The sequence below is a fragment of the Duganella paludis genome (assembly GCF_054461335.1).
The window spans coordinates 5,799,782-5,825,708 of the sequence record NZ_CM136922.1 but is presented as its reverse complement, the minus strand read 5'-3'; the positions used below and the strand labels follow the sequence as shown (position 1 = coordinate 5,825,708).

The following is a 25,927-nucleotide window of genomic DNA, read 5'->3' as shown; positions in this document are numbered from 1 at the left end:
CATTGCCCCAACCGCTCGACAGGAGGACGATTTCATGATGGAAGAGCGCATAACACAACTGGAAATTACTTCCGACAGCAACGCAAACGCGCTTGCTGCGCTGGGGAATGAGATGAACGACCGATTCAATCGCATCGAAACCGAGCTGAGCGAGCTACGCCAGAACAAGGCCGACAACGAAACGACCTTGTACCGCCTGGAGAACCTGCAAGATGAGATGAATCGCCGCTTTGGCGAAGTCAAGGACGACGTGCAGCGGCGCACGATGGAGGTACAAGATGAGATGAATCGTCGCTTTGCCGAGCTCAAGGACGATGTACAGCGACGCTCGACGGAACTGCAAAATGAGATGAACCGCCGGTTTGGCGAACTCAAGGAAGATATGCAACGACGCGCGACCGAGCAGCAAGATGAGATGAATCGTCGCTTTGGCGAATTCAAGGAAGACTTGCAGCGGCGCACGATGGAACTTCGTGAGCATATCGATCGCACGACGAATGCCGCCAGGGAGGAGGTCGAGCGGCGCTTCCTCGACGTGAACAAGCAGTTCGATCAGATTAACAAGCAATTCGACCAAGTCAAGGAGCACCTGGACCGCCACAACAAAGAACTCCACACTTTCATGCGATGGATCATAGGCAGCCAGATCACCGTCGCCTTGGCAATATTGGGCCTGGCTGCCAAAGTTATCTACGGCTAGTGATGACGGTGCATGTCCCCATCCCGCTTCACGTCCATCGCTTCTGCCGGCTTGGATGGCGGAGCGCCGGGCGCGCGCGGGGCGGCGGGAAGTTCGCCGGTCCATTCATGCGCTACGGTGCCTTTCGGATGCTTGTACCAGCCGGGATCCTTGTAGTCATTGCGCGCCAGCCCTTCCCTCACCTTCACCACCGTGAACATGCCGCCCATTTCAAGATTGCCGAACTGGCCCTCGCCCATCATCATCGGCAGCGTATTTTCCGGTAGCGGCATCTTCATGTCGCCCATGGAGCCGCCCTTGTCGCCCATGACCATGTAGCCCGGCACCAGACCGTTGATCTTCTGCGCCACGCCGCTGTGATCGACCCCGATCATGGTCGGCACCGAGTGCCCCATGGCGTTCATGGTGTGGTGCGATTTATGGCAGTGGAAAGCCCAGTCGCCCGGCTCGTCGGCCACGAACTCGATCGCGCGCATCTGCCCGACCGCGATGTCGGCCGTGATCTCTGGCCAGCGCGCGGAAGGCTTCACCCAGCCGCCGTCCGTGCCGGTCACCTCGAAGGTATGGCCGTGCAGGTGGATCGGGTGATTCGTCATCGTCAGGTTGCCGACGCGGATGCGCACGCGGTCATCCTTGCGCACCACCAGCGGATCGACGCCGGGGAAGGCGCGGCTGTTGAAGGTCCACAGATTGAAGTCGGTCATGGTATTGATCTTGGGCGTGTAGCTGCCCGGTTCAATATCGTAGGAGTTAAGCAGGAATACAAAATCCCGGTCCACCGCATGCTGCTTCGGATCGCGCGGGTGCGTCACCCAGAAGCCCATCATCCCCATCGCCATCTGCGCCATCTCGTCCGCATGCGGGTGGTACATGAACGTACCCGCATGCTTGGCGACGAATTCGTAGACGAAGGTTTTGCCCGGCGCGATGCCTGGCTGCGTCAGGCCGGTGATGCCGTCCATGCCGTTCGGCAGGCGCTGGCCGTGCCAGTGCACGCTGGTGTGCTCCGGCAGTTTGTTGGTGACGAAGATGCGCACGCGGTCGCCCTCCACCACTTCGATGGTCGGGCCGGGACTCTGGCCGTTGTAGCCCCACAGGTTGGCCGTCATGCCGGGCGCTATCTCGCGCACCACCGGCTCGGCCACCAGGTGGAACTCCTTGACGCCGTCCTTCATGCGCCAAGGTAGCGTCCAGCCGTTCAGGGTGACGACCGGGTTATACGGGCGGCCGTTCGGTGGCGTCAGCGGGCCTTGCGTGGACGCCGACGATTGTAGCGGCGCTTCCGGCAGCGACGCCACGGCTGCCTTGGTCACCATGCCGGCGCCGATCAAGGCCGCGCCGCTCAGGAAAGATCTGCGGTTGGTCATGGTTGTACTCCTTTATTCATAGGCAAACGGCCGCCCAGCGCGGCCTCCAGGTTGGCTTGTGCAGTCCAGTAGTCCTTGAGCGCGGCGATGTAGCCGCTGACGGCCGTGGCCTGCTCGCGCGCATCCGACAGCAGCTCGAAGACGCTCATCAGCATGCCGTTGTAGCGCAACAGGGTCTGATCGGAGATCTGCTTGCGCAGCGGGACCACGCTGTCGCGGTAATGCCGCGCCAGGTCATAGGAGGCGCGATAGTCCGCATATCTTTCGCGCGCCTCGCTGCGCGCATCGACCGCAGCCTGCGCCAGCAGGTTCACCGATTGCATATACGTCGCCTCGGCGCGCGCCACGCGCGCCGAGCCCCAGTCGAACAGCGGAATCTCCAGCGACAGCTCATAGCCGCGCGTAGCCGTACCGCCCGCGCTATTGCGCACCACGCCAAGATCGAGCACATTGATGAAGCGCGTGGTCTGGGTCAGGCCCAGCGTGGATGCGGTGTGCTCCGTATCCAGTTTGGCGGCCTGCAGGTCCAGCCGCTCATTGATGGCGGTCTGCTCGATATCGGCCAGCTCGCGCGGCGCGGCCGGCAAATCGGGCAGATGATCGGGCAGCCGGTACGCGGCGGCCTGCTCGCCGCTCAGCCCCAGCAAGCGTGTCAGCTTTTCGCGCGCGGAGACGGCCGCCTTCTGCGCGTGCACGACGTCGGCCAGGGTCTGCGCGTGGTAGGCCTGTTCGCGCGCCATGTCGAGCGCACTCCAGTTGCCGGCCTTGCGCATGCGTTCCGCCAGTTCGGCACTGGCTTGCGCCGAGGCTTCCACCTGCTTGGCGTAGCTGGCGATCTGGCTCGCCGCCACCGCATCCACCCAGGCGCGGCGGGTATCGGCGGCCACCTTCAGCGCAGCATTCGCCACCAGCAGCTTGGTCTGCTCGAAGCGATTGCCTTCGATGTGGCTGGCCATCGGCGCCGTAATCAGGCCGATCAGGTTGAAGGTCAGCGTGCGTTCGATGCCGACTTCACCGCCGCCGTGGGTGCGCTTGAAGTCGAACACCGGGTTTTGCAGGCGGCCGGCTTGCACCAGGTCCGCTTCGGCCACGCCGAGCGACCAATAGCTGGCCTGCAGCCCGCGATTGTTGAGCAGCGCCACCTGGACCGCATCGTCGGCAGTCAGCGGCCGTTCCAGTTTTTTATTGATGACGGCGGCCAGCGCGCGCGCGTCGTCGTCATTGCGCGGCAGGCGTCCAGCGACGCTGGCGCTGGCGCCGGTGCGTTGTTCGCTGATGCCGGCGGCGGCGTTGAAGCCGCCATCGCCGGACAGCGACGCACAACCGCTCAGCAGCAGCACCAGGCTGGCGCCACCGGCGAGTTTATACAGGCTAGTCATGTCCTATACCTCAAAGATGATGATGAAAAGAGAAGCTCCGGACGGAGCTTGGGCATATCAGGCGTGGTGGCCTTGAGGGGGACGTTCAGGGTGGGCCAGGTCGACCGCAGGGAGGAAGCCGGTATAGAACGGCACGGCGCTTGCCGCCGGCAGCACGGCCGCAGGCAGTTCCAGCGCCAGGATAGGCGCGGCCGCAGCGCAGCACGCGGAGCCGCTGCACTTCATGTTGGTGTGTTTGGTCGAACTGTCGTCGGAGGACTGGTGCTGCGCATGCTGTGCTTGCTGGCCTTGCGCGGCCAGCATGGCTGCGTGGTCGTGCGGACCGGTCGGCATGGTCGACGCTTGCGCCGGAACGACGCACAGCATCATCTGTGCCGAAGCGTATCCCTGATAAGGGAGCGCCAGCAGCATCAACCAGATGATGAGGGATCGAAACAGCACGTTCATGCGGCTATGTTATCACAAGCCGCCCCGCCGTTCAGGCCATCCTGACCGACGGGTTGGCGATAATGTTATCGACCTGGATGCAAGCCTCGTCACATGCGGCCTTGAGCGCCTCACCTTCGGTATCGCGGACAAACTTCATGGTGGCGCCCTCGAAAACTTCCTTGCCGTCGGCGGTAAAGTGCACCAGGTCACAGCTGGCCGACCACTTGTGATCGGCGGTCGGCAGCGCGGTGGTAACGATTTCCCATCCCTTGTATTGAAGCGTATTCATGGCGGCCTCCTTTCATCAGGATTTCAGCATACCACCGCTGAAAAATGACCGCCGCCCGGCTCAATCCTGCGCCGGCACGCGGCCGATGTTCTCTTCCATATTGGCCAGGTACCAGGTCAGCGCGGTCATCACGGCCACATGGCGCTTCAGTTCCAGCGGGCTTACTTTGTCCAACGTGTCGGCCGTGGTGTGGTGGTAGTTGAAGTAGGCGCTGGAATCGACCAGCGGCTCGAACACCGGCACGCCGGCGCGCTCCAGCGGGCCGGTATCGGCCGCGCCGGCGATGTCGTGACGCTCGAAGATGCCGGCGCCGATCGGCTCCAGTGCGGTTTTCAACGGCGTGAAGTACTTCACCATCGGCTGCGTCACGCTGCCGATAAAACCGAACGGACGGCCGCCGCCGCTGTCCGATTCGATGGCCGCGAAGTGCTTATCGAGCTTGGTCTTGTTGTCTTCAAAGTAGGCCTTACCGCCACGGGTGCCGTTTTCCTCGTTCATCCAGGCGATCACGCGGATGGTGCGGCGCGGCTTAAGGTTCAGCTTTTTCAGCGTGTCGATCACCGCCATCGCGCCGGCGACGCCGGTGCCGTCGTCATGCGCGCCGGTGGCCAAATCCCACGAGTCCAGGTGTCCGGAGACGATCACCACTTCATCCGCTTTGTCGGTGCCCGGCAGGTCGGCGATGACGTTGTAGCTGTCGGCGTCCGGCAAAGTCTGCGGCGTCACCACCAGGCGCATTTTCAGCGGGCCGCGCGCCGACAGGCGGTTCATCAGCATCGCGTCTTCCGCCGTGACGGCGGCGGCGGGAATGCGCGCGCCATCGACCACGCCGGTGGCGCCGGTGTGTGCCAGGCGGTAGTTGGCGCCGCCGACCGAGCGCACCAGCGCCGCCGCCGCACCCATGTCCGCCGCCAGTTTAGGACCGGCGAAGCGCAAGCCGGCGCCACGGCCGTAGGCCGGGCCGGCGTGGCCGCGATCGGCCATCTCCTGGTCAAACACGAAGTCGAACAGCACGATGCTGCCCTTCACCTGGTCGCCCTTGGCCTTCAATTCGTCGAAGCTGCGCACGATGATGACCGGCGCGGTCAGGCCGGCGGCCGGCGTGGCGCCCGAGCCGCCCAAGGCGGTCAGCACGACTTTCTGGGTGATGCCGGCGGGACGGCCGCTGTACTCGACCAGCTCCGCCGTCTCGGCGCCGCGCACCCAGTGCGGGACTTTGACCGGCTGCAGCGTCACCTTGGCGCCCAGCTTGCGCATGGCGGCCGCCACCTGCTCCACCGCCGCCGCAGCGCCGGGAGAGCCGGACAGGCGCGGTCCCACCAGGTCGGTCAGGTCGGCCAGGCGCTCGTAGGCCCAGTCGCTCTTCATGGCGCTGTCGCGGATCTGGCCCAGCGTGGCGGGATCGTTGGCCGGCGCCGGCGCGGCGGCCGCGCCAAGGCTCAGCAGTGCGGAGGACAGGATGGTGAGCGACAGCGAGTGTTTGAAGACGGATTTCATGCGGTTCCTGGTCTAATTAAGAGGTGACAAGATCGGCTGAAACGATAACCTATCGTGATGATCTTGTCATCCATGTTGATTTGCTATGCCACTTGCTCTACGATGTAACTCCACCTACCGGAGAAAGCGGCCATGCTCAAGGGTCAACTCTGCACCGTTCGTCATCTGGTTACCGCCGATCTGAACACCTTCATCGCGCTGGCCAACCACCTGCCGTCGCGCGGCGATTACTTTTCCACGCATTTCAAATCGCCGGAAACCATGCGCAAGGAGTTCATGCAGCACGGTTTCGTTACCGAGGACAGCGAGTTGTTCGTCATCGAGGATGCGCTACACCACGTGGTAGGGGTCATCACCCACTTCAAGAGCCGCACGCCGACAACGCGTGAAATCGGCTACCGCCTGTTCGAATCCAAGCTCTCCGGACGCGGCTTCGTTACCGAGGCATGCCGGCTGCTGGTCGATTACCTGTTCAGCGTCCACACTTATCACCGTCTGGAACTGTTGACCGCCCCGGAGAACGTGGCGTCGGTGCGGGTGGCGCAGAAATGCGGCTTCAAGGCCGAGGGCACGTTGCGCCAGTCCTTCTTCATCAACGGGCGATACCAGGACGTGACGGTATTCAGCCTGCTGCGGCCCGAGTGGGAAGCGCGGCAGCTTTAGTCTAATTGTTACAAGCTATTACGGCGCCACACTGTTTGTAAGCATGTGTATTAGGCGTGGCGTTAATTTTTGTAAAGGCTATAGTGGAGTCACTGGCTAGCGGATCATGTCGATTCCGGGCCACAGCAAGGGGACTACCATGTTGAGCAAAAAATTATTGGGTGTGGCGTTTCTGACTACTGCGGCACTGTCGTCGTCGGCATTCGCAGGCGACCGTGATTTCAACACGGTCGCCGGTGCTGTGGTCGGCGCGGCAATCGGCAACAGTGCCGGTGGACGCGATGGCGCCATCGTCGGCGGCCTGGTTGGCGCTGCGGTGGGCAACAGCATCCGCACGGATGACCGCCACTATCGCGGCGGTGGCCGTGGCTACGTCGAGACGCGCGTGTATTCGCAGCCGGCTCCCGTGTACTACGAACGGCCAGCGCCGGTGTATTACGAGCGCCCGGCGCCTGTCTACTACGAGCGTCCGGCACAGGTGTACTACTCGCCGCCACCACGCGTGGTGTATGTGGAGCCGCGCTCCTACTACCGTGACAGCCGCTGGGAACGTGATCGCCACCATGACCGGCATGACCGCCACGATCGCTGGGATCGTTAATTCCCTGCCATCCATCAAGCCCCGAAGTCTTCGGGGCTTTTTTTTCGTCCGCCCTCCGCTAGCACTTGGCGACGGAGGAATCTATGACGACAGCAGAGGCAATCATCGCTTTGGAACTGGGCCACTACCGGCTGCGCGAGCAGATCGGCGGTTCCGCCTACGGCATCATCTGGCGAGCAAGCGGCCCGCACGCGACGCGCGATGTCGCCATCAAGTTAATCAATCAGGAGCAGATGGCGCGCGCCCTGCCCGCACAGCGCGAGCGCTGGATCGCCTCCGCCAATAACGAAATCGCCTTCCTGCAATCCCTGGAGCCGTGGGATGAACGTCATATCGTACGCCTGCTGGACAGCGGCTGGCACGAAGGCCTGCCGGTACTCGCGTTGGAACTGCTGGGCTCCGACCTGGGCAAACACATGGTGTCGTTGAAGGGACGCGGCGAATCCATGCCGCTGCCACAGGCGCTGGGCTGGATCGCTCAAATCAATCAGGCGCTGGCCAAGGTGCATCAATACGGCTGGCGTTATCTCGACCTGAAACCGGCCAATGTGCTGCTGGACCCGCATCTGCTCACGGTGAAGCTGGCCGATTTCGGCACCAACCGGGAGCTGGGCAGCCTGCAGGCGCACTCGTATGCCGGCACCGCCAATTGGCAGGCGCCGGAACAGTTCTTCCCGGCCGATGGCGGCGGCTACGCCACCGGAGCGCGCAGCGATTATTTTTCGCTCGGCGCGATGCTGTATTTTCTGGTGGCCGGCGGCCTGCCGCTGCGCTTTTGCAGCGATTGCGGACAGGCTTACCGTGAACATCACGTCGCCGGCGCGGACCATCTGCGCAACCGCAACGGCGGTCAGATTCCAACCGCGCTGCAGCCGAGTGAAGAGGAGCGCTTTGCCGCCGCCATCCCTGCCGACAGGCGTGATGCGGCGCTGGAGCTGCTGCGCGCGCTGCTGCAAATCGATCCCGCCAACCGTCCGCGCCATGCGATACAGATCAGCCGCATGCTGAATGCGATACAGGGCGTGAAGACGGAGCGCGGCGCGTTCGATGCGGTTGATCCGGCGCTGGGCATGCATCGGCCGTCGGCGGTCAATGGCTGGCAAAGCCTGCAGGGGATGTGATGCGCGCCGCCGCCCTTTCCTCCTCCCGCGCGCAGATGCGCAATGCGCCGCAGGCGACGTCTATCGCTGCGGTTCGCCATGGCGGCACGGCGCTGACGCTTGCGGTGCTGGCGGGCCTGTGCGGCTTGCAGGCGCTGGCCCTGCTGCGCGCGCCGGCGGCCTGGATGCCGTCCGCAATCAGTATCCGCCTCGCGGCCGGCGACAGCATTGTCTTGGGACAGCGTGAACTGGCCGCACCGCAAACCGATCGTCAGCACTTGTCGCTGCGCCGTGATGCCGATGGAGGCTGGTTGCTGCGCAATCTCAGCGCGTCGAAACAGGTGGTGCTGATGCGCGATTCAGCCGAGCAGCGCATGGGCAGCGAGCCTTTGCAGGGCTTGCAACGGTTTCAGGTCGACGGCGCGGTGTTCGACGTGCGCGCGGCCGATGCGCGCTCCGTCACCTTCGCGCGCGGCGGCCATGAATGGCGCTATGACGGTGCGGTGCTGTATCGCGACGGCCGCCAGCAAGCCAGTTGCCCGGAATCGCGCATGACGGGAAAGGCGCTGTCAGGATGGAACCGCATCATGTCCTTGCCGGTGACGATAGCGCGGCCGCTGTCGTTTGGCGGCAATCTGTATTGTGACAATCGGCTTGGATTGGAAGGGCTTGCGCCAGGCGCGGCGCAGATCGCACGCGTGAATGGGCGGTTGCAGCTGTCGGCCGCCAATCCCGATGGCGCACCGGCGGCCGTGCTTGCGGGCCAGACCGATCTGCGTCGGGAGGAAGCCTCGCTGGCGAGCGTGAGCGCGATCATGGTGGGCCGCACGCGCCTGCAAATATCCACCAGCGGCGACCAACTGACGCTGCATCCGAGCCGCCACGTCAAGCTATATAACGAGCCGGAGCTGAAACTGCCAGAACAAGTGCGTTGGCAATGGCAGCAGCGCGCACTGTGGAGCGGCAGCCCGACCGAGGCAATCGGTATCGCCCTGGCGCTATGCCTGGCGGGCATCGCCACCAGCGCCGCCGCCCGCCTCGCCAGCAACGGCGCGCGGCTGGCGAGCGCGCGCCCGGTGGCGGCACTCGGCAACACGCAGCCAGCCGGCGGTCGCGCAACGGCGGCTGTGGACGGCGCACGGCGGGCCGGCGCTCGCGCCATGGCGACGCTCGGCAGCTCTCGGCTGGCGGGTCTGCGCTCCTTGGCGGCTGGTGGCGGTGCGTTGATGGCGGCGGTGGGGATGCTGGTGGCGGGATTGATTGCGTTGGTCGCGCAACGCACAGGCTATCCGCCGGCGGCCGCCTGCTCGCTGATGCTCGGCGCCGGCGCGCTGCTGTTGTGGCTTGCGCTGCCTGGCCGCCTCACGCTGGCGACCGCCGCTGGCGCCATCCTGCTGGCCATCGGCCTGCTGGTGCAACTTGAACTCGGCCTCGGCGCACCCGAATCATCGTGGCTGCGCTACTATCAAAAATCCACCGCCCTGCTGGCCATCGGCACAGGACTCGGCGGCCTCGCGCGCCTGTGGATGCAGTACCAAACCGCACGCGGCGCCCACCTCCAGCAACGCACCATCGAATGGCTGCTCGCGCTGTTCGCCGCCATCGCATTGACGGCGCTGGCCGCGCAAGTGCTGTGGGGCGATGAAACCGGCGTGTTCGACCTGCAGCCGGTCGAACTGGCCAAGCTCGCACTGGCCGCCCTCGCCGCCCACTGCCTGGCCCTGCGCTTCAACTGGCACAACGGCCCGCAACAACTGGCCCACCACGGCGCGCGCTGGCTGCGGCTGATCGCGCCGGCGCTGCTGTTCCTCGCGCTGCTCGGCCTCGCACTGGTGCAGGTCGATGACTTCTCGCCGCTGATCCTGCTGCTGCTCTGGAGCGCCAGCATGGGCACCGCCTACGCACTGGCCGCGCGCAACCGCCTTCTGCTGGCGATCCTGCTGGGCGCCGCACTACTGGGCGTGTGCGCCGTGACCAGCCTGCGCATGGCCGGCAGCGAAGAGCTGATCCGCTGGGGCTTCTACGCCGACCGTTTCCTGGTCTGGCTCAATCCCGCCGAACATCCCCACACCGGCCAGCAACTGCTGCTGGGCGCGCGCGCCATCGGCGAAGGCGGCTGGTTCGGCGCCGACCAATGGCTAGGCCTGCGCGCGCTGGGCCAGCCAGCCGGCAACGTGCTGCACATCCCCGCCGTGCAGGACGACTTTGCCGCGTCCTTCCTGCTCAACCGCCACGGACTGCTCGGCGGCCTGCTGCTCTGGACGGTGCAAGCCGCCTTCCTCATCGGGATCGTGCTGACCGCGCTGCGCTGCCACCGCAGTGCCACCGGCGCGCGCAACTACCGCGCCGCGTGGCTGGGCCGCTTCCGCTACTTCGCGCTGTGCGGCGGCGGTGCGTTCGTGCTGGGCCACTTCCTGCTGTCCTGGGGCACCAACCTGGCCATCTTCCCCATCATGGGACAGCCGATGAGTTTTCTCTCCGCCGGCGGCAGCCACCTGCTGTTTTTCCTCTGCCCCCTGCTTACCTTCAGTGCGATATCTTCAGAAGGAGTTTGAATCATGCCGACCTATGTCCAACACGCCGTCCTGGGACGCATTCCGGACGTCTTCAACGCCGAAGCGATCTGGCAGACGCCGGGCCTGGCGCTGTTCTCCCGCCGTCCACTGCTGCGCGACCTGCTGGAACGCAGCCCGCGCGAACATAAGGGCCGCGCCGCCACGCGCTGCTTCTCGCACGTGACGCTGGTGCTGCCGCAGGAAGAAGTCGATGACGACTACCACCTCACGCGCGGCGCCCGCGCCCGCGATCTGGCGCAGACGCTGACCACACTCCATCAAAAAGATTTCGGCGACCTGCTGGGCAGCGACCAGGTGCGGTATGACGTGGTGGGCGACGCGACGCTGGCGCCCGGCGAAATCGAGGTCAAGTTCGGCCATGCGGTGTACCTGTCCGCGCCTGATGAAAAGATCCTCTACAACGTCAGCGTGTCGCGCGACAGCGCCATCTGGCAGGCGGTGTGCCCGATCTATCCCAACCAGCGGCTGGTGCTGATCGGCGGCGAAGGCGGCGAAACCAGCGCCGTCGCCCAGGGCTGGCCCTTCGGCCCCGACGCCGCGCTGCTGATCCTGAACGATGGTCCCGACACGCCGCCGGTGGTGCAAATGCGCCCCAAAGATGCCTTCGATTGCCGCTACGATCCGCGCAGCGGCTACTACACCATCAAGTCGCAGCGTGAACCGCAAGGCGGCCAGCGCCTGCTGCTGAAAATAGCGCCCACCTCCGCCGCGCCGGCGCGCAGCAGCAGCAGCGCATCGGCATCGGCATCGGCATCGGCATCGTCGGTGACAATATCCGCGCCGCGCGCTGCGCCGCAGACGGCGACGTCCGGCCGCCCCGCCGTCTGGCAGAGCCGCGCCGGCATGGACGCAGACGGCGCAAGCGGCCGTGCCGGCGCCAGCACCGGCCCGATCGACCTCACCGCCGTACCGGTCGCCTTCAGCCACAAGCCAGCGAACCGCGCCGGCGAAAGCGACGCCACCTACGCACCTGTATCGCAGCAGCGCGTCAGTCTGGTGGCATTGGCCTTGCCACGTCTGAGCCGCTACCGCGACACCGGCGCGCTCTCGATCGAGCTGCCCTTCAACCGCGCACTGGACCTCTCGACCGACGCCCAGCCCACCATCAGCGTCATCGTCGATGCCGCCGACGAACTGTACGCCTGCACCGCCGCCGGACGCCAGCGCATCGAAGCGCCCGTCACCTTTGCCCCAATCGACACGCGCACCTTGCGCGTGCTGCCCGCCGCGCCGGAAATGTCGGACCGCTACCGCGCCCTGATCTGCCTTGCGCAACCAGTCAGCAGCGGCGTCGCCAGCGGTGCTCGCTTCACCTTCGGCCGCAACTCGCCCATGCTTGCCGCCTTGCGCCTGCTCGACTCACCGCGCTTCCTCAAACACGCCGACGGCGCCAACGCCACCAGCGCGGACCGCATCGGCCTGTCGCGCACCGCCTTCAGCTTCGAGGCCGTCGCCAAGGGCTACACCATCGGCCGCCTGAGCGCCACGCAAGCGCTCTACCACCTGGACGACAAACTGCAATTCGTCGCCAGCGTAGGCGATGTACCGTACACGCTGCCGCACGGCCACCACCTGGTGGCCGGCCACTACGTGCTGCGCTTCGAGGCCTGAGGCACATGGAAGCGGTCAACCTCCACACCGTCGCGGCGTTCGGCGCGGGCCTCATCGTCACGCTGTTCCTGGCCGCATACCTGACGCCGCGCGCATGGTGGCGGCGTGCCAACGCGCGCGCCATGCTGATTACGGCCGTCGGCACCTGGAGCATCGGCAGCTTGATCCTGTACGCCACGCACACACCGGCCGCCGCCAGCGTCAATGAACAAGCCGTCGTGGCGCCTGTCCAGACGCCAGCCGCGCCGCGCCGCGCCGGCGACACGGCAAACGCCTACACCGCCACCGCCGGCCAGTCCTTCCGCGTCCACCGCGACCTGAACCTGCGCGCCGCCCCCGGCGTGCACGCCGCCCGCATCGCCGTGGTGCCGGCCGGTGCCACCGTCACGCCCACCGGCGCGCATGACGGCGACTGGTGGCAGATCAAGGCCACCGTCAACGGCAGCGAAGCAAGCGGCTGGGCCAGCAGCCTGTGGCTGCGCCGGGGCGGCGAATGACGCTCACGCCAGCCACCGCCGCCGGCGCTTTTTCAGCTAAGCTGTGGCCTTTCGCATCCCGCGCCCCGGCGCCCGCCCCGATGACACGCATCACCGACCAACTCGACTTCGGCTCCGCGCTGGACATCGCCGCCCGCAGTGCCGCCAGCATCAGCAAGCTGCAAGTGCCCGAGAACCAGGACAACCTGCTGCTGATCGACGCCACCGGCCGCGCGGTGCTGCTGCGCGACCAGGCGCCGCACGTCGCGCAAGTCGAAGGCTGGCCGCAAGGCCACGTGCGCCTGGCAGTCCTGGACGGCATGGGCGGCCACGGACACGGACGCCAGGCCGCCGAAGCCGTCGCCGCCGGCCTGCTGCGCATCCCCGCCTGCAGCGCGCCGGAACAGCTGGGCGCGCAACTCGACCAGCTGCACCACGAACTGCAAGCCCAGTTCCGCCAACCGGGCGATCAAGACAGCTTCCGCCGTCCCGGCACCACCCTCACGCTGCTGGAAATCCCGCCCGGCCAGGCGCCGCTGCTGTACCACGTCGGCGACTCGCGCCTGTACGAAATCACCGAACACGCCGCGCGCCCGCTGACGGTGGACCACGTGCCCGCCACCGCCTTCGCCATGCACGGCCTGCTGGGCGAGGACGAATGGTGGCAGCAGGTGCACGGCGAACACCGGCCGCAAATCTCGCAGGCCTACATCCTCGGCAACGCCTTCGCCAATCCGCAGATCCTCGACAACGGCCTGCTGCCGCTGGACGCCGTCAACCTGCCGCCGTTCCTGGGTCACCTGGCCGACCGCCGCGTGGTCAGGGTGCGCGCCAACGCCAGCTACCTGCTGGCCACGGACGGCTTCTGGTCCTGCGCCGATCCGCAAGCGTGGATAAGCCGCTGGCCGGCACTGCTGCGCACGAACAGCGCGGCCGGCTTGGACGCGCTGTTCAGCGACTACGCCACGAATCCACCGCCCCAGCTCCATATCGACAACCTCAGCGCCATCGTGATCCGCTTCACACCGCCTGCGCAGCCCTACAATGTTGACGAAACGGCACTGCCGACAGCAGCAATTCCGTCGCATTTTTGACAGCCGCACAGTCAAGCTCAAAAAACGGCGGCAAAGTTTGCCAAACAGAGTGTAAACCGCATAAACTGGCAGGTATTCCATCGGTCGGTTTGCCATGAAAAAATGCAGTAACGCCCAGCACCCGCACTGCACTTATTGGGTCTTACCGGGAGAGCAAAATTGCGAAGGCGGCCACGCCCAAGCAGAGCCTTCCAGCTATGACCTGCTGAATGCCTTGCGCGCCACCCGTGCCGCCTCCCCGGTCACGGTGCTGGATGCCGTCCCTGCCCCTACCAGTTACGCCCGCCCGCTGCAACGCGCACACGCCGAACGTCCGCAACTGCACATCAGCGGCTTCGACCCGCGCGCCGCCGGCGGCCGTCAAACGCTGAAGATGGAACTGCGCGGCATGCCGGAAGCCTGCGCGCCGCAACTGACCCTGCAACTGCAATCGGACCTGATTCCCCACGGCGCCTCACGCCAGCATTTCGTGCGTGCGGTCGATGGCGAATGGCGTCCGGCTTTCGTCGAGTTCTCCTCGCGCGGCAAGGAGCATGGCCAGTACCAGATCAGCATCGAACTGCTTAGCCAGCACGCCGGCATGGCCGCGCGCAAATGGGTCTGCACCTTCGTGATCCTGGTGCCGCGCCTGGACGCCACGCTCACCGAAATCCACCGCATCTTCCTGAGCACCCACAAGAACGTGCGCGTGATGGCCGACGACGCCTCCATCGCCCGCGTCAGCGCGCAAGGCGGCGAAAGCCTCGATATCGACGTCACCGCCCGCAACGCCGGCATCGCGCACCTGGACCTGAACGCCCCGGCCGGCAAAGTGGACCTGGGCTTCACCACCATCGCGTGGGACGAAGACCTGATCGAAATCGACATGCCGCAAGCGGCCGCGCTGCATCCGCATCCAAGCGCCGCCGCCTCGCTGGTGAACGCGGCGCCGGAAGCCGGCGCGCAGCGCCAGATCCGCCTGTTCGCCATGGAGGAATGCGTGATCGGCCGCTTCGAGCTGGTCGATCCGGAAGCGGACATGCTGCTGACCCACTACACCGCCGACGGCCAGGACACCAACGGCCTCACACGCCGCCTGTCCGGCCGCCATGCCGTCATCCGCCGTTCGGGCACGGGATTTGAAATCGAAGACGTCTCGCGCTACGGCATCCTGCTGGATGGCGTCTGGCCGGGCAAGCACAAGCCGACCGCGCTGCGGCTGGGCATGCGCATCGAATTCAGCGCCAGCATCAAGGACATCGTCACCCTGTCGGTATCGGCCATCATGCCGCACGGCGTGATCCTGCACCGCGTGGACCACGGCGCCAATGCCGAAAGCTTCTACCTGCTGGCGCCGGAAACGCATCCGGGCTATCCGGTCAAATCGTTCGCCGCCGCACCGCACGCGGCCGCGCTGCCGCTGCTGTTCCACCGCGACGGCGGCTACTGGCACCTGGACCAATTGACCGGCAAGGAAACCGCGCTGGCGCCGACCGTCTCGCTCGATAAACTGAGCCGCATGCCGCGCCACACCCGCTTCGCCAGCGATCCGTATCCGGAACACTGGATCATCCGCACCGGCGCCAGCGACATGTACAGCACCGTGGCGGCCAACGCCTTATCCACAGCCTGATCACGGCCTGATCTTACTTTCCCCGAACGCATGGTGACATGCTAAGATGGCAAAATTGGCAACTTCGGTTGCGGCCATCGCCAGGCGTCCGCCGTGCTCAAATCCACTACCGTTCATAACCGTCGCTGGGAGCGTATTGCGCTCGCCTCCCTCATCCTTTTGCTGATTGGCCTGCCGCTCGCGGTCTGGGCCGACATGCAGAACATCGCCGCCGCCCGCCTGCGCAGCCAGGCCGGCGACCTGAACTCGATGATCACCAGCATACGCGGCTACTACGCCAGCGCGGTGGTCGGCCGCATCCGCGAAAATCACGGCAAGGACACGCAAGTCATCCACAACTACGAGTCGGTGCCCGGTGCGATACCGATTCCCGCCACGCTGTCGCTGGAACTGGGCCGGGTGATCGCGGACAAGCAGTCCAACGTCAACTACCGCTTCGTTTCCGACTATCCCTTCCGTGGCCGCGCGGCGCACCAGCTGGACGATTTTGAGAAGACTTCGCTGGCGTCGCTGCGCGCCTCGCCGGAACAGCCGCCGCTGGTGCTCGCCACCAGCAACGGCACCGCATCGCAGGTGCGGCTGATCGCGCCGGTGTTGATGAGCGCCGCCTGCGTCCAGTGCCACAACAGCCATCCGGACAGCCCGAAGAAGGACTGGAAGATCGGCGACGTGCGCGGGCTGCAGGAGATCGAGATCCACGACCAGATCAGCACCAGCGTGTGGTCCTTCAAATACAGCCTGGCCTACTTCCTGCTGGCGGCGGCCGCAGGCCTGGGCTTCATCCTGCTGCAACGACGCCAGAACGCCGTCATCCGCGGCATGAACGGTGAACTCACCAACGCCAACGACTTCCTGGCATCGATCTCGATGAAGATCTCGCACTACCTGTCGCCGCAAATCTACAAGAGCATCTTCAGCGGCGAGATGGAAGTGTCGCTGCGCACGCAGCGCAAGAAGCTGACCATCTTCTTCTCCGACATCAAGGACTTCACCGCGCTGACCGAGTCGCTGCAGCCGGAGGCGCTGACGGAACTGATCAACGAATACTTCACCGCCATGTCGGCCATCGCCAACCGCCACGGCGGCACCATCGACAAATTCATCGGCGATGCGCTGCTGGTGTTCTTCGGCGATCCGGAAACCAAGGGCACAGCGGAAGACGCGCGCAGCTGCCTGCGCATGGCGGTCGAGATGCAGCACGCGCTGACGGAACTCAACGTCGGCTGGCACAAGCGCGGCGTGGAAGCGCCGCTGATGGTCCGCATGGGCATCAACACCGGCTACTGCAACGTCGGCAACTTCGGCAGCAGCGACCGCATGGACTACACCATCCTGGGTGCGGAGGCGAATCTGGCGGCACGCCTGCAATCGATCGCGCCACCGGGCGGCATCGCCGCCAGCTACGAGACCTATGCGCTGGTGCGCGATATCGCCGTCGGCAAGGCGCTGCCGCCGGTGCACATGAAAGGCATCGCCCGCGAAGTCGTGCCGTACGAGATCGAAGGCCTGCTGGACAAGGAAGGCTATGCCACGCAGGTGTTCAGCCACACGGGCGATGGCCACGACCTGTATCTGGACCTGGGCCGCATCGATGCAGCTTCCGCGCGCAACCTGCGCGGCGTGCTGCATGAAGCCATCAGCGCCCTCGATAACAAGGCTTAAACAGGACGCCGTGGCGGCAAGGGAATGCGCTCGGTTTCGCCGGGTACTTGCGGGAAGCGCAGCGCTTCCCAATCCTCGCCCGCCTGCACGATGCGCTCCTTGCTCGACGAGACGAAATTCCACGACATGTAGCGGTGGCCGTCCAGCGCCTCGCCGCCGATCACCACGAAGCGCGCATCGCTGCCGGCTTTCACCGTGCGGGTGTCGATGGTGTTCAGCAATGCCATGTTGTGCAGTTCCAGCGGAACGCCGTCGACTTCCAGCTCGCCGCTGATCGGGTAGATCGCCGCTTCGGCCGGCAGCTCGGTCAACGCCAGCTCGGCGCCGGCTTTCAATGCCACGTCCAGGTACAGCGTCTGGCTGTAGGTCTGCACCGGCGAGGTCTGGCCGAATGCGGTGCCGATCAACACGCGGATATCGGCGCCGCCGATGGTCAGCTCAGGAATCGCGGCGGACGGCGTATGACAGAAGCCCGGTTCGGATTCCTCATGCGCCACCGGCAGCGCGGCCCACAGCTGCAGGCCGTGGGTGCGGTGCGGCACGCCCACCAGGTCTTTCGGCGTGCGCTCGGAATGGACGATGCCTTTACCGGCCGTCATCCAGTTGATGGCGCCCGGTTCGATGCGCTGGACGGTGCCCAGGCTGTCGCGGTGGTCCATCGCGCCCTCGAACAGATAGGTCACGGTGGCCAAGCCGATATGCGGGTGCGGACGCACATCGTGATCGGCGTCGGCCGGCACGTCCACCGGGCCGAAATGGTCGAAGAAAATGAACGGGCCAACGGCCTGCTTGATCGAAGACGGCAGATAGCGGCGCACCACGAAGCCGCCGCCCAGATCTTTTTCGTGGCCCTTCAACAGGTTGGAGATGGTCATGGTCTTACCCCAGAACGGTGGTGATCTCGGTGGTCACGGAAGTCATCAGTTTGTGGATCGGGCACTTCTGCGCGGCGGCCAGCAGTTCGGCGCGCTGGATCTCGGACAGGTCGCCGGTCAGGTGCAGGGTGGCGGCCAGGCGGTAGGTACCCTGGCGCTCCTCGCTGGCGTCGCGCTCCATGCTCACTTCCACGTGTTCGAGCGGGATGTTCTTGCGCTTGGCGTACCACACCACGGTCAACGCCTTGCAGGCGCTCAGCGCCGCATCGTACAGGTCGTGCGGCGACGGGCCGGCATCGTTGCCGCCCTCTTCCACCGAACCGTCGGTGGAGATAATGTGGTTGCGCACATGGAGAATATGGCGCATCGGCAGGGATTGATCCCGCAGGGCTTTGATAGTCATTCGGTGTTCCTTGTTTGGCGTGAAATCAGAACCAACAATGTACACCGAATGGCAGGCTTGTGCTTCTACTAAAAGACTACGCGCCGACCAGCACCATGGAGAAATCGGCGCCGGACTGGCGTAGCGCTTTCAGGCGCGTATGTTCGGGATCCTCGTACCACGCCTGCGCGTGTGCGGCCGACGGAAACTCGATGACCACCATCGCTTCCGGCAGCACCGGCGAGCCTTCCAACGGCTGCGGCGCGGACTTCGCCATCAGCTTGCCGCCGTGCTTTGCGGTCAGCGCCGGCATGTGGGCGCTGTATTCCTGCTGCCAATCCGTGTTGCGCAAGGTTGCGAATCCGATTGCGTATGCTGCCATGATGAACTCCTGTGATGGATGGGTGAGGCTTCATTATCACCATAAGCAATCAATGCATAAATGCGCTAGAATTTCACTCACTCCTAACAAATAGTTCTGAATATGAGCGACAAGCTACGCAGCATGGAAGTCTTCATGGCGGCCGCCACGGCGGGCAGCTTCGCGGCGGCGGCGCAGGAGCTGGGCGTCTCGGCGGTCATGGTCGGCAAGCATGTGCAGGCGTTGGAGCGGCAACTGGGCGCGCGGCTGATCGAACGCAGCACGCGGCGGCAAACGCTGACCGAGATTGGGGCGGCCTATCTGGAGCGCTGCCGCGACGTGCTGGCTAGCGTGGCGGCCGCCGATCACGTGGCCGAGAACCTGCGCGCCGAGCCGCAGGGCAGCCTGCGCATCTCCGCGCCGGCCACCTACGGCGAGCAGCGGCTGACGCCCGTGATTGCGGAATACACGGCGCGCTATCCCAAGGTCAGCATCGATCTGGTGCTCAGCAATTGGGTGATCGACATGGCGGAAGAAGGCGTGGACGTTACCATCCGCTCAGGTCCGGTGACCGACGCCACCCTCATCGCCCGCCCGCTACAGCCGGGGCGCGTGCTGCTGGCGGCCAGCCCGGCCTACCTGAAGCGGCACGGCACGCCCAAACATCCATCGGATCTGGAGCGGCACAACTGCCTGGTGTTCGCCGGCGCCGGCACCACCTGGCGCTTTCGGCGCGGCGAAGAAAAAGTGGAAGTCAGTGCGCGCGGCACGCTGGTCAGCAATACCGGCGCATCGCTGGTGGTGGCGGCCGTCGCCGGCATGGGCGTGGTGGTGCAGGCGGATATATTAATGGAACCGGCGCTGAAAACCGGCCAACTGGTGCGGCTACTGCCGAAATGGGAGCTGCCCAGCCGCGCCATGCACATCCTGCGCCGCCCCGAAGTGCGGCCCAGCGCCAAAGTCCGCAGCTTCGTCGACTTCGCACTCGAACGGCTGGGCTGAGGGGCGCGCGCTGCTAGCCCGTCGTGGTGGAAATAAGTTGCAGCTTACTCATCCTTTTTCTTGCGTACAGTGTCGGACTGCTCCTGCGCGGGTTTTGTGGCGGGCGGAGGGGCGATCGGCAGTGGGAAACCCAGGAAGACCATTACCAGCAGCACCGGCAACAGCAGGTAGAATAAGGGACGCCGCCAGTTAAGCTTGAATTTCCACATGGCTGGCAGGTGACGCCAGATGCGATTTTATCAAGCCCCCGCCTCCATCTAAAACTGCACCCAGTTCGCCCAGATTGCACCAAGCAAGCCGAGGATCGCGCCGAGCAGCGTCGCCAGCATGATCGCCTGGGCCGGCCAATGCCAGATGACGGCGATGGCGAGGCCGCACGCGCAGCCCACCAACAGACGGAGGAACGGCCGGTTCGGAGTGTCCCGGCCAGACTCCTTGTCGAAGGCATGGATGGCTCCGAGCAGCAGACCGAAGCAAGCGAAACTGCATACGCCGCGCGCGTAGTCGTTGAACGGCAGGCCTTCAAACATCAGACTGAAAGCAGCATAGATGGCGCCGGCGGCGGCCATCAAGCCCATGAGGATGAGCGCCTCGCCGTAATACTTTCTGCGTCCGATAGTCATCCCGTGCTCCATGATTTAGACTGTGCAAATATACACGCTTTGAAATCAGGGCCGATGAAGAATCAAGTGGATGCCGAACTGCTGGAACACTGGCTGCGCGCTCGCTCGGTGGTGCGCGATCTGCCGCAGCCGGTGGCCGATCGCGGCGCGCTGCGCGTCGACAGCGGCCTGCCGCATGAGCTGCGCCGCTACGTCTTTGCCGGCCCGTCGCCCGCCATCACGGAACTGGCGCGGGAGATCCACGAGCCCTACGTTTTCATCAAGATGTGCGGCAACGGCGCGCTGTTGCAGTCGCTGGTGCCGCCCAGGTGGCAGTTGCAGCCGATGGCGTATCTGATGACCAAGGAACCGGGACGCAATCCGGTGCCGTCGCTGCCACCCGGCTACTGGCTGCAGGTGAAGACTGAGTCGCAAGTCACCACCGCGCGCATCTGCGCGGAAGACGACACGCTGGCCGCCAGCGGCTACGCGGTGGAGCATGAGGGAGTGTTTGTATTCGACCGCATCGCCACCGCGCCGGCGCACCAGCATCAAGGCTTGGGCGCGGCGATCATGGCGGCGTTGGGAACGGCCCAGCAATCGCAAGCCGCACAGCGCGTGCTGGTGGCGACCGAAGCCGGCCGCGCGCTGTACGCAACCCTGGGCTGGCGCGTGCAGTCGCACTACGCCACGGTGACGATCAAACCACCTTTTTAACGAACTCCGTCTTCAGGCTCATGGCGCCGAAGCCTTCGATCTTGCAGTCGATATCGTGATCGGAATCGACCAGGCGAATGTTCTTCACCTTGGTGCCGACTTTGACCACGCCACCGCCGCCCTTCAGCTTCAAGTCCTTGATGACGGTGACCGTGTCGCCGTCCTGCAGCACGTTGCCGACCGCGTCACGATAAACGCGCGCGCCTTCTTCGGCGGCCGCCGCGCCGCCGGCGGTCCACTCGTGCGCACACTCTGGACATACCAGCTGCGCGCCGTCTTCATAGGTGTACTCGGAACTGCATTTAGGGCATGGTGGCAAGGCGCTCATCGTAAATCCTGACTTTTCAAAGTCCGGCAGTATACCTTATGCCAGCTTGCGGGCGACACGGAAGCCGACAATGTCATTGGCCAGCACTGCAGAAAAACCATTGCGCACCGCCGAGCGCAGATAGCGCGGGTTGTACAGCCACGAACCGCCGCGCAGCACGCGCCGCACTGCATCGCCGCCCTCTTCCCACGCGCTGCCATCGGTCGGCGCGCCGACGTAGTTATCGTGCACCACGTCCTGCGTCCACTCCCACACATTGCCGTGCATGTCGAACAAGCCCCAAGGGTTCGGCTGGTACGCGCCCACTTTGCTGGTGCCCTGCACGTACGCACCGCGCTGGCCGCCGTTGTAGGTGTAGTGGCCGTCGTAGTTGGCCTGATCCGGATGGATGGTATCGCCGAAACTGAAGGCGGTCTTGGTGCCGGCGCGGCAGGCGTATTCCCACTCGGCTTCGGTCGGCAGGCGATACACCTGCCCCGTTTTCTGCGACAGCCAGCGCAGGTACAGCTGCACGTCCATCCAGCTGACGCCGACCACCGGATGCTCGTCATTCTGCGCAAAGCCCGGCGCGCGCCAATCGGTATCGGACTGCGACTCCCAGCCCGTATCCTTGACGAAGCGCCGCCACTGCGCCACCGTCACCGGATAGCGCCCCATCGCGAACGAATGGTCGATGCCCACCCAACGCTGCGGCAGCTCGCGCTCCAGCCAGTTCTTCTGCGCCCCGGCCTTGATCGCCAGCGCCTGCTCATGTTCGTGGGAGCCCATCTGGAATCGGCCGGTCGGGATCAGCACAAGATCCGGCCCCGCACCCGTGCCGTCGAGGAAGCGGTCGCGCAGCACGCCGCTGGCGTCGGCGACCGGCGTGGTCGACGTCAGCGCGGCCAACTCCACCGCATGGCGTTCGGCCTGCTGCTTGCGGTGGCGCTCCTGTTCCTGACGATAGGCCACCTCCGCCTTCAGCTGCGCGGCTTTGCGCGCTTGTTCGTCGCGCTCCTCGCGCGCTTTCTTGGCGTCGGCTTCGCGCCGCGCCTGCAACTGCTCGCGCAGCACCTGTTTGCGCGCCAGCGCTGCGGCTTCCGCCTCGGCGCGCTGCTTGGCTTCCAGCGCGCGGCGCTGCTGTTCCTGCCGCTGCTTTTCAACGGCCGCCGCCTGCGCCTCGGCCTGGCGACGCGCAGCCAGTTCCGCCACCATCGCCTTGCGCTTTTCCTCGCCCAGGCGTGCCTGTTCGGCTTGCGCGACTGCCTGTGCTGCTGCCTGCTCCGCCGCTTCCTGCTTGCGCTGCCGTTCGCGAATCTCGCGCTCGCGCGCCTCCTGCTCCGCCTGCGCAGCTTGCGCCGCCAGCTCCGCTTCGTTCGGACCGGCGGCCCGGCCCAGCTCCGCCAGCAGTTCGTTCACCGAGGCCGGACGGCGTTCCTGCAGATATGCGAAGCCAGTCTGTAGCACCTGCCACTGGCGTTCATTCAGTTCGCGCGGCGGCGAGGGATGAAAGTCCGCCGGACGCATATCATCGAACGGCATGCGACCTTCCAGCAGCTGGTAGATCATCACCGCCACTGCGTACACGTCCAACTTGGGCGCGGGCTGACGCTGGTGCGTGCCCGCCTCCGGTGCGCGGTAGCCGGCGGTGCCGGCGTTCGGCGTCTGTAAACCGAGACTGCTGCCAGCGCTGCGCGCGCGCGAGGCGATGCCGAAGTCCAGCAGCTTGATCTCGCCGCGCTGGGTCAGGAACACGTTGCCCGGCTTGATGTCGCGGTGCACCAGCTTGTGCTTGTCCCACGCGTACTGCAGCGCCTCGCCCACCGGCGACAGCAGCTTGAGCACCGACTCCAACGGCAACGGCCCCTGCTCCGCCAGATAGGCGTCCAGGTCCTGCCCCTCCAGGTACTCCATGATGATGAAGTAGCTGGACGTAGCCGGGTCCTGCGCCCACTCGTACACGCGCACGATGTTTTCATGTGCCAGCTTGCGCGCCTGCGTGGCTTCCTCGATCAGCAGCTTGGCGTGGGTGGCGCTCTGGGTCAGCTGCGGCGGCAGGATTTTCAGGGCCACCAGCTCGCTGTGCCCCAGTTCCGCGTGCGTGGCCAGGTCCGTGGCCAGCCACACCTGTCCCATGCCGCCCATGCCGATCAGGCGTTCCAGCCGGTAGCGGCGGTTTTGCGGGCCGATCTCCTGCCCGGTCATCAGGCCCAGTTCCGTACCCTGGCGCTGCGGCATGGCCACCGGCGTGGCGGTGCCTCCCGGCGGCGCGTATTCCGCGTCGAGGATGGCGTTCTTGCGACGGTCGAATTCCTGGAGACTCAACAGACCATCATCATGTAAGGCCCGCAGTTCGCGGATCTTGTCTCTTGCTGTTTGCATCATTACTCGAAGTGTACCGTTCCCTACATCAAAGGTGCGCCGCATTCGGCGCAAAATTTGTCATTCGCGCGCGCGGCCGGCACGGTGTGGCCGTTGGCGCAGCGGCGCGTGATTTCCTTTGCCACGTTCTGGGTATTCAGCAGTTCTACCTGATAGCGGCGGTCCTTTTCAAGTTCCGCATCGCGGTGTGCGCGTTCTTCCAGCACCCGTTCATAGGCCAGCCGCGCCGCTTCCACCGGCGACACGCCGTGTTCGGCCGCCACCACTTCGGACAGCGCCTGGATCTGCTCCGGCGTCATGCCGCCCTGGATTTGCAGCTTCATAATCTGCGCCACCGCTTCCACGTTGGACGGCGCGGCCACGGCGGCGATGGCGATGTCGCTCAGGCGATTGATGGTTTCCATGCGGCGGATCTCGTGATCCTGCTGCGATTGCTGCACGCTCAACGTGGCGGCGCGTTCCTGCTCGAACTTCCTCAGTTCGTGCTGCCATGCTGCTTCCTGCTCCTTCTGCTTGAGGATCAGGCGCTGTTCATCCACCGCCAGTTGATCGAGCATGGCCTGCTTGGTGTTGGCCTGGTTCTGGCGCGAGTGGACGCCGTCCGCCTCGATGGTGCGCAACAGCTTTTCGTACTGGGCGACGGCATCCGCCTGCGCGCCGCTGCGCTTGAGGTCTTCGATCTTCTGGTTGATCTCCGCCACTTGCACCGCATTGGCGGCATCCTTGACGGCGTCGCCGCGCAGCAGGTCGCGCTGACGCGCCAGCGCCAACTGGTCTTCCCACTCCTGCACACGTTCGCCCTCGCGGCGGCGCGCGGCGTTCGCCAGCGTCATGCCCTGGATGCGCGCCGCATGCGCTTCGGCTTCGATCTGCAGCTCGCGCGCCTTCTCGTCCTTTTCGCGCTGGCGCAAGGCGGTCAGTTCGCTGCGGCGGTGCGATTCGTCTTCGATCAGCAAGGCCTGGGCGATCTGATTTTCGATCGCCTGCTGGCGCAGTTGATGCGACAGACGCTGCTGCGCCAACTGGCGCTGTTCGGCGGCGGTCTGCTGCAGCACCTCCAGCTCCGTGCGCATGCGGATCTGCGCCAGTTGGCGCACATGTTCCCAGTCGGCCTGCTCGCCCACGCGGTGCGACTTGTTGCGGGCCAGTTCATGTTCCAGGTCCGCCAGCACGGTGCCGGCGCCTTTGTCCAGCGCCACCTTGCGGGTCTTGGCGTCCATCACGCGGCTGTACAGTTCCACCTCGCGCACGCGCAGCGCCTGCAGGCGTTCGGCCTCCTTCAGGCTCAGCTCCGCCTTATTGACGCTGGCGTCCTGACGCAGCTCGGCGCGGCGGAAATCTGCCTGCAGCTTCTGCTCTTCGCGCAGGATGGCTTGCCATTCCTCGTCGTTGTAGATCTCGTCCAGCTGCTTCACGTGCTCCAGCTGCACATGGCGTTCATCGGCCACCAGCCACATGGTGCCCACGCGTTCGCGGTTGTGATCGAATTTATCGTGGCGCAGCGCGGCGGTTTCCACGCCATCCACCGCCAGGCCGTAGCTGGCCAGGCGCAGTTTGAGCGCGGCTTGCAGGCGCTCATTCAGTTGCAATCGCAGTTCGGCGTTGCCGGCCATCTCGCGCATCGAGCGGCTGCCGACGAATTCCGCCGCCAGCTGGCGTACCGACGGCTCCAGCAGTTCGTGCAGGTGCAAGGTGCTGACCACGCCGGGTACGGTCATGAAGTGCTGCGCAAACGCCGGCACGTTCTCAATGCGAATGGAGACGGTGAAGCGGGCAGCGATCTTCAGGTGCTCGGCGGTGTGCAGGTCGGTAAAGGAGAACTCCACCGGCAGCGGCAGGCTGCGCGTGATCAGGATTTCGGCGGTCTGGTTGCGCAGCAGGTGGTTCAGGCGCGTGAAGAAGCCTTCGATTTCGTATTCGCCCTGCGGCACTTCGGTGGCCTTGTCGGCCTGCAGGATGTAGGCGCGCGTGGTGGCCGGCACACGCAGCGTCTTGGTGAAGATGCCCGAGAGCGTGCTCACGCCGAAGTACACGGCCAGTTCGTTGTCGCCGGGGATCCAGCGGTTGTCGCGCAGGACCGGCTCGCTGCGCGGGGCGCCCAGCGTCAAGCCGCAGTGCTTGCAGTAGCCCGACTGGTCGCCGTTTTTGTGCTCGCACCGCGGGCATTTAACGCCACCAAAACCAAACATTTGAAACATGTCAGACTCCTTCTACGATTCATCTTGCCGGCGGCCCTGCGATCC

At 65.2% G+C, this 25,927-nt stretch carries 24 protein-coding genes; 12 read left to right on the top strand and 12 right to left on the bottom strand.

Annotated features, from left to right (window positions below; translation table 11 throughout):
- Nucleotides 1-34 precede the first annotated feature (34 nt).
- On the top strand, nucleotides 35-700 hold the full coding sequence (locus ACXZ1M_RS25825) for a hypothetical protein (protein WP_459050455.1): 666 nt from the start codon (nucleotides 35-37) through the stop codon (nucleotides 698-700).
- Here the strand turns inward: ACXZ1M_RS25825 and ACXZ1M_RS25820 are convergent.
- The 5 genes from ACXZ1M_RS25820 to ACXZ1M_RS25800 are packed head-to-tail and all read right to left on the bottom strand — an operon-like array spanning nucleotide 697 to nucleotide 5,661.
- Nucleotides 697-2,067, bottom strand: coding sequence for a multicopper oxidase family protein (locus tag ACXZ1M_RS25820; RefSeq protein ID WP_459050454.1), 1,371 nt, complete (start codon nucleotides 2,065-2,067; stop codon nucleotides 697-699). The genes ACXZ1M_RS25825 and ACXZ1M_RS25820 overlap by 4 nt on opposite strands.
- On the bottom strand, nucleotides 2,064-3,446 hold the full coding sequence (locus ACXZ1M_RS25815; protein WP_459050453.1) for a TolC family protein: 1,383 nt from the start codon (nucleotides 3,444-3,446) through the stop codon (nucleotides 2,064-2,066). Before ACXZ1M_RS25815 ends, ACXZ1M_RS25820 begins: the two co-directional genes overlap by 4 nt.
- 57 nt (nucleotides 3,447-3,503) lie before the next feature.
- Nucleotides 3,504-3,893: a hypothetical protein gene (locus ACXZ1M_RS25810; RefSeq protein ID WP_459050452.1), complete on the bottom strand. Its 390-nt coding sequence runs from the start codon at nucleotides 3,891-3,893 to the stop codon at nucleotides 3,504-3,506.
- Nucleotides 3,894-3,924: 31 nt separating this feature from the next.
- Complete coding sequence (locus ACXZ1M_RS25805; protein ID WP_459050451.1) at nucleotides 3,925-4,164, bottom strand: hypothetical protein; 240 nt, start codon at nucleotides 4,162-4,164, stop codon at nucleotides 3,925-3,927.
- Between the two features lie 60 nt (nucleotides 4,165-4,224).
- Nucleotides 4,225-5,661 carry a M20/M25/M40 family metallo-hydrolase gene (locus tag ACXZ1M_RS25800; RefSeq protein WP_459050450.1) on the bottom strand — a complete coding sequence of 479 codons (1,437 nt, stop codon included), beginning with the start codon at nucleotides 5,659-5,661 and terminating at the stop codon, nucleotides 4,225-4,227.
- Between the two features lie 132 nt (nucleotides 5,662-5,793).
- Here ACXZ1M_RS25800 and ACXZ1M_RS25795 point away from each other — a divergent pair, with 132 nt between their 5' ends.
- From ACXZ1M_RS25795 to ACXZ1M_RS25755, 9 genes are all read left to right on the top strand, one after another.
- Nucleotides 5,794-6,324, top strand: coding sequence for a GNAT family N-acetyltransferase (locus ACXZ1M_RS25795; protein ID WP_459050449.1), 531 nt, complete (start codon nucleotides 5,794-5,796; stop codon nucleotides 6,322-6,324).
- 139 nt (nucleotides 6,325-6,463) lie between these two features.
- Nucleotides 6,464-6,925 carry a glycine zipper domain-containing protein gene (locus tag ACXZ1M_RS25790; RefSeq protein WP_459050448.1) on the top strand — a complete coding sequence of 154 codons (462 nt, stop codon included), beginning with the start codon at nucleotides 6,464-6,466 and terminating at the stop codon, nucleotides 6,923-6,925.
- A gap of 83 nt (nucleotides 6,926-7,008) precedes the next feature.
- On the top strand, nucleotides 7,009-8,046 hold the full coding sequence (locus ACXZ1M_RS25785; RefSeq protein ID WP_459050447.1) for a serine/threonine-protein kinase: 1,038 nt from the start codon (nucleotides 7,009-7,011) through the stop codon (nucleotides 8,044-8,046).
- The gene (locus ACXZ1M_RS25780) at nucleotides 8,046-10,580 is read left to right on the top strand and encodes an FtsW/RodA/SpoVE family cell cycle protein (RefSeq protein ID WP_459050446.1); all 2,535 of its coding nucleotides are present in this window, start codon (nucleotides 8,046-8,048) and stop codon (nucleotides 10,578-10,580) included. The genes ACXZ1M_RS25785 and ACXZ1M_RS25780 overlap by 1 nt, the downstream gene beginning before the upstream one ends.
- A 3-nt stretch (nucleotides 10,581-10,583) precedes the next feature.
- On the top strand, nucleotides 10,584-12,212 hold the full coding sequence (locus tag ACXZ1M_RS25775) for a hypothetical protein (RefSeq protein ID WP_459050445.1): 1,629 nt from the start codon (nucleotides 10,584-10,586) through the stop codon (nucleotides 12,210-12,212).
- 5 nt (nucleotides 12,213-12,217) lie between these two features.
- A complete protein-coding gene (locus ACXZ1M_RS25770) occupies nucleotides 12,218-12,709 on the top strand; it encodes an SH3 domain-containing protein (protein WP_459050444.1) in 492 nt (163 codons plus the stop codon).
- Nucleotides 12,706-13,782: a PP2C family protein-serine/threonine phosphatase gene (locus ACXZ1M_RS25765; RefSeq protein ID WP_459050443.1), complete on the top strand. Its 1,077-nt coding sequence runs from the start codon at nucleotides 12,706-12,708 to the stop codon at nucleotides 13,780-13,782. The genes ACXZ1M_RS25770 and ACXZ1M_RS25765 overlap by 4 nt, the downstream gene beginning before the upstream one ends.
- Before the next feature lie 94 nt (nucleotides 13,783-13,876).
- Nucleotides 13,877-15,394: an FHA domain-containing protein gene (locus ACXZ1M_RS25760; RefSeq protein ID WP_459050442.1), complete on the top strand. Its 1,518-nt coding sequence runs from the start codon at nucleotides 13,877-13,879 to the stop codon at nucleotides 15,392-15,394.
- Between the two features lie 93 nt (nucleotides 15,395-15,487).
- Nucleotides 15,488-17,056, top strand: a complete 1,569-nt coding sequence (locus ACXZ1M_RS25755; protein WP_459050441.1) for an adenylate/guanylate cyclase domain-containing protein — start codon at nucleotides 15,488-15,490, stop codon at nucleotides 17,054-17,056.
- On the opposite strand, the gene ACXZ1M_RS25750 is transcribed toward ACXZ1M_RS25755, so the two are convergent.
- From ACXZ1M_RS25750 to ACXZ1M_RS25740, 3 genes are all read right to left on the bottom strand, one after another.
- Nucleotides 17,053-17,931, bottom strand: coding sequence for a pirin family protein (locus ACXZ1M_RS25750; RefSeq protein ID WP_459050440.1), 879 nt, complete (start codon nucleotides 17,929-17,931; stop codon nucleotides 17,053-17,055). The two genes, ACXZ1M_RS25755 and ACXZ1M_RS25750, sit on opposite strands and share 4 nt — an antisense overlap.
- Nucleotides 17,932-17,935: 4 nt before the next feature.
- Nucleotides 17,936-18,334 carry an OsmC family protein gene (locus tag ACXZ1M_RS25745; protein ID WP_459050439.1) on the bottom strand — a complete coding sequence of 133 codons (399 nt, stop codon included), beginning with the start codon at nucleotides 18,332-18,334 and terminating at the stop codon, nucleotides 17,936-17,938.
- 76 nt (nucleotides 18,335-18,410) lie between these two features.
- A complete protein-coding gene (locus ACXZ1M_RS25740; RefSeq protein WP_459050438.1) occupies nucleotides 18,411-18,695 on the bottom strand; it encodes a DUF1330 domain-containing protein in 285 nt (94 codons plus the stop codon).
- A 102-nt stretch (nucleotides 18,696-18,797) separates the two neighbouring features.
- Between ACXZ1M_RS25740 and ACXZ1M_RS25735 the strand changes: the two genes are divergently transcribed.
- A complete protein-coding gene (locus ACXZ1M_RS25735; RefSeq protein ID WP_459050437.1) occupies nucleotides 18,798-19,676 on the top strand; it encodes a LysR substrate-binding domain-containing protein in 879 nt (292 codons plus the stop codon).
- A 257-nt stretch (nucleotides 19,677-19,933) separates the two neighbouring features.
- Here the strand turns inward: ACXZ1M_RS25735 and ACXZ1M_RS25730 are convergent, their stop codons facing one another.
- Nucleotides 19,934-20,299: a hypothetical protein gene (locus ACXZ1M_RS25730; protein ID WP_459050436.1), complete on the bottom strand. Its 366-nt coding sequence runs from the start codon at nucleotides 20,297-20,299 to the stop codon at nucleotides 19,934-19,936.
- 54 nt (nucleotides 20,300-20,353) lie between these two features.
- Here ACXZ1M_RS25730 and ACXZ1M_RS25725 point away from each other — a divergent pair, with 54 nt between their 5' ends.
- The gene (locus ACXZ1M_RS25725; protein WP_459050435.1) at nucleotides 20,354-20,995 is read left to right on the top strand and encodes a GNAT family N-acetyltransferase; all 642 of its coding nucleotides are present in this window, start codon (nucleotides 20,354-20,356) and stop codon (nucleotides 20,993-20,995) included.
- On the opposite strand, the gene ACXZ1M_RS25720 is transcribed toward ACXZ1M_RS25725, so the two are convergent.
- Genes ACXZ1M_RS25720 through ACXZ1M_RS25710 form a run of 3 tightly spaced genes read right to left on the bottom strand, consistent with a single transcriptional unit; the run spans nucleotide 20,979 to nucleotide 25,882 of the window.
- A complete protein-coding gene (locus ACXZ1M_RS25720) occupies nucleotides 20,979-21,323 on the bottom strand; it encodes a zinc ribbon domain-containing protein YjdM (protein WP_459050434.1) in 345 nt (114 codons plus the stop codon). The two genes, ACXZ1M_RS25725 and ACXZ1M_RS25720, sit on opposite strands and share 17 nt — an antisense overlap.
- A 36-nt stretch (nucleotides 21,324-21,359) precedes the next feature.
- Nucleotides 21,360-23,687 (bottom strand): SUMF1/EgtB/PvdO family nonheme iron enzyme, encoded by a 2,328-nt coding sequence (locus tag ACXZ1M_RS25715; protein WP_459050433.1) that lies wholly within the window; start codon nucleotides 23,685-23,687, stop codon nucleotides 21,360-21,362.
- A 20-nt stretch (nucleotides 23,688-23,707) separates the two neighbouring features.
- A complete protein-coding gene (locus tag ACXZ1M_RS25710) occupies nucleotides 23,708-25,882 on the bottom strand; it encodes a hypothetical protein (RefSeq protein WP_459050432.1) in 2,175 nt (724 codons plus the stop codon).
- Between the last annotated feature and the right edge of the window lie 45 nt (nucleotides 25,883-25,927).

What these genes read in the sequence shown, in the direction of transcription:
- ACXZ1M_RS25720 (WP_459050434.1), bottom strand. Translation starts at nt 21,323, where the DNA reads ATGAGCGCCTTGCCACCATGCCCTAAATGCAGTTCCGAGTACACCTAT.
- ACXZ1M_RS25800 (WP_459050450.1), bottom strand. Translation starts at nt 5,661, where the DNA reads ATGAAATCCGTCTTCAAACACTCGCTGTCGCTCACCATCCTGTCCTCC.
- ACXZ1M_RS25710 (WP_459050432.1), bottom strand. Translation starts at nt 25,882, where the DNA reads ATGTTTCAAATGTTTGGTTTTGGTGGCGTTAAATGCCCGCGGTGCGAG.
- ACXZ1M_RS25735 (WP_459050437.1), top strand. Translation starts at nt 18,798, where the DNA reads ATGAGCGACAAGCTACGCAGCATGGAAGTCTTCATGGCGGCCGCCACG.
- ACXZ1M_RS25795 (WP_459050449.1), top strand. Translation starts at nt 5,794, where the DNA reads ATGCTCAAGGGTCAACTCTGCACCGTTCGTCATCTGGTTACCGCCGAT.
- ACXZ1M_RS25785 (WP_459050447.1), top strand. Translation starts at nt 7,009, where the DNA reads ATGACGACAGCAGAGGCAATCATCGCTTTGGAACTGGGCCACTACCGG.
- ACXZ1M_RS25815 (WP_459050453.1), bottom strand. Translation starts at nt 3,446, where the DNA reads ATGACTAGCCTGTATAAACTCGCCGGTGGCGCCAGCCTGGTGCTGCTG.
- ACXZ1M_RS25765 (WP_459050443.1), top strand. Translation starts at nt 12,706, where the DNA reads ATGACGCTCACGCCAGCCACCGCCGCCGGCGCTTTTTCAGCTAAGCTG.
- ACXZ1M_RS25790 (WP_459050448.1), top strand. Translation starts at nt 6,464, where the DNA reads ATGTTGAGCAAAAAATTATTGGGTGTGGCGTTTCTGACTACTGCGGCA.
- ACXZ1M_RS25805 (WP_459050451.1), bottom strand. Translation starts at nt 4,164, where the DNA reads ATGAATACGCTTCAATACAAGGGATGGGAAATCGTTACCACCGCGCTG.
- ACXZ1M_RS25770 (WP_459050444.1), top strand. Translation starts at nt 12,218, where the DNA reads ATGGAAGCGGTCAACCTCCACACCGTCGCGGCGTTCGGCGCGGGCCTC.
- ACXZ1M_RS25820 (WP_459050454.1), bottom strand. Translation starts at nt 2,067, where the DNA reads ATGACCAACCGCAGATCTTTCCTGAGCGGCGCGGCCTTGATCGGCGCC.
- ACXZ1M_RS25725 (WP_459050435.1), top strand. Translation starts at nt 20,354, where the DNA reads ATGAAGAATCAAGTGGATGCCGAACTGCTGGAACACTGGCTGCGCGCT.
- ACXZ1M_RS25760 (WP_459050442.1), top strand. Translation starts at nt 13,877, where the DNA reads ATGAAAAAATGCAGTAACGCCCAGCACCCGCACTGCACTTATTGGGTC.
- ACXZ1M_RS25740 (WP_459050438.1), bottom strand. Translation starts at nt 18,695, where the DNA reads ATGGCAGCATACGCAATCGGATTCGCAACCTTGCGCAACACGGATTGG.
- ACXZ1M_RS25810 (WP_459050452.1), bottom strand. Translation starts at nt 3,893, where the DNA reads ATGAACGTGCTGTTTCGATCCCTCATCATCTGGTTGATGCTGCTGGCG.
- ACXZ1M_RS25780 (WP_459050446.1), top strand. Translation starts at nt 8,046, where the DNA reads ATGCGCGCCGCCGCCCTTTCCTCCTCCCGCGCGCAGATGCGCAATGCG.
- ACXZ1M_RS25750 (WP_459050440.1), bottom strand. Translation starts at nt 17,931, where the DNA reads ATGACCATCTCCAACCTGTTGAAGGGCCACGAAAAAGATCTGGGCGGC.
- ACXZ1M_RS25715 (WP_459050433.1), bottom strand. Translation starts at nt 23,687, where the DNA reads ATGATGCAAACAGCAAGAGACAAGATCCGCGAACTGCGGGCCTTACAT.
- ACXZ1M_RS25825 (WP_459050455.1), top strand. Translation starts at nt 35, where the DNA reads ATGATGGAAGAGCGCATAACACAACTGGAAATTACTTCCGACAGCAAC.
- ACXZ1M_RS25745 (WP_459050439.1), bottom strand. Translation starts at nt 18,334, where the DNA reads ATGACTATCAAAGCCCTGCGGGATCAATCCCTGCCGATGCGCCATATT.
- ACXZ1M_RS25775 (WP_459050445.1), top strand. Translation starts at nt 10,584, where the DNA reads ATGCCGACCTATGTCCAACACGCCGTCCTGGGACGCATTCCGGACGTC.
- ACXZ1M_RS25730 (WP_459050436.1), bottom strand. Translation starts at nt 20,299, where the DNA reads ATGACTATCGGACGCAGAAAGTATTACGGCGAGGCGCTCATCCTCATG.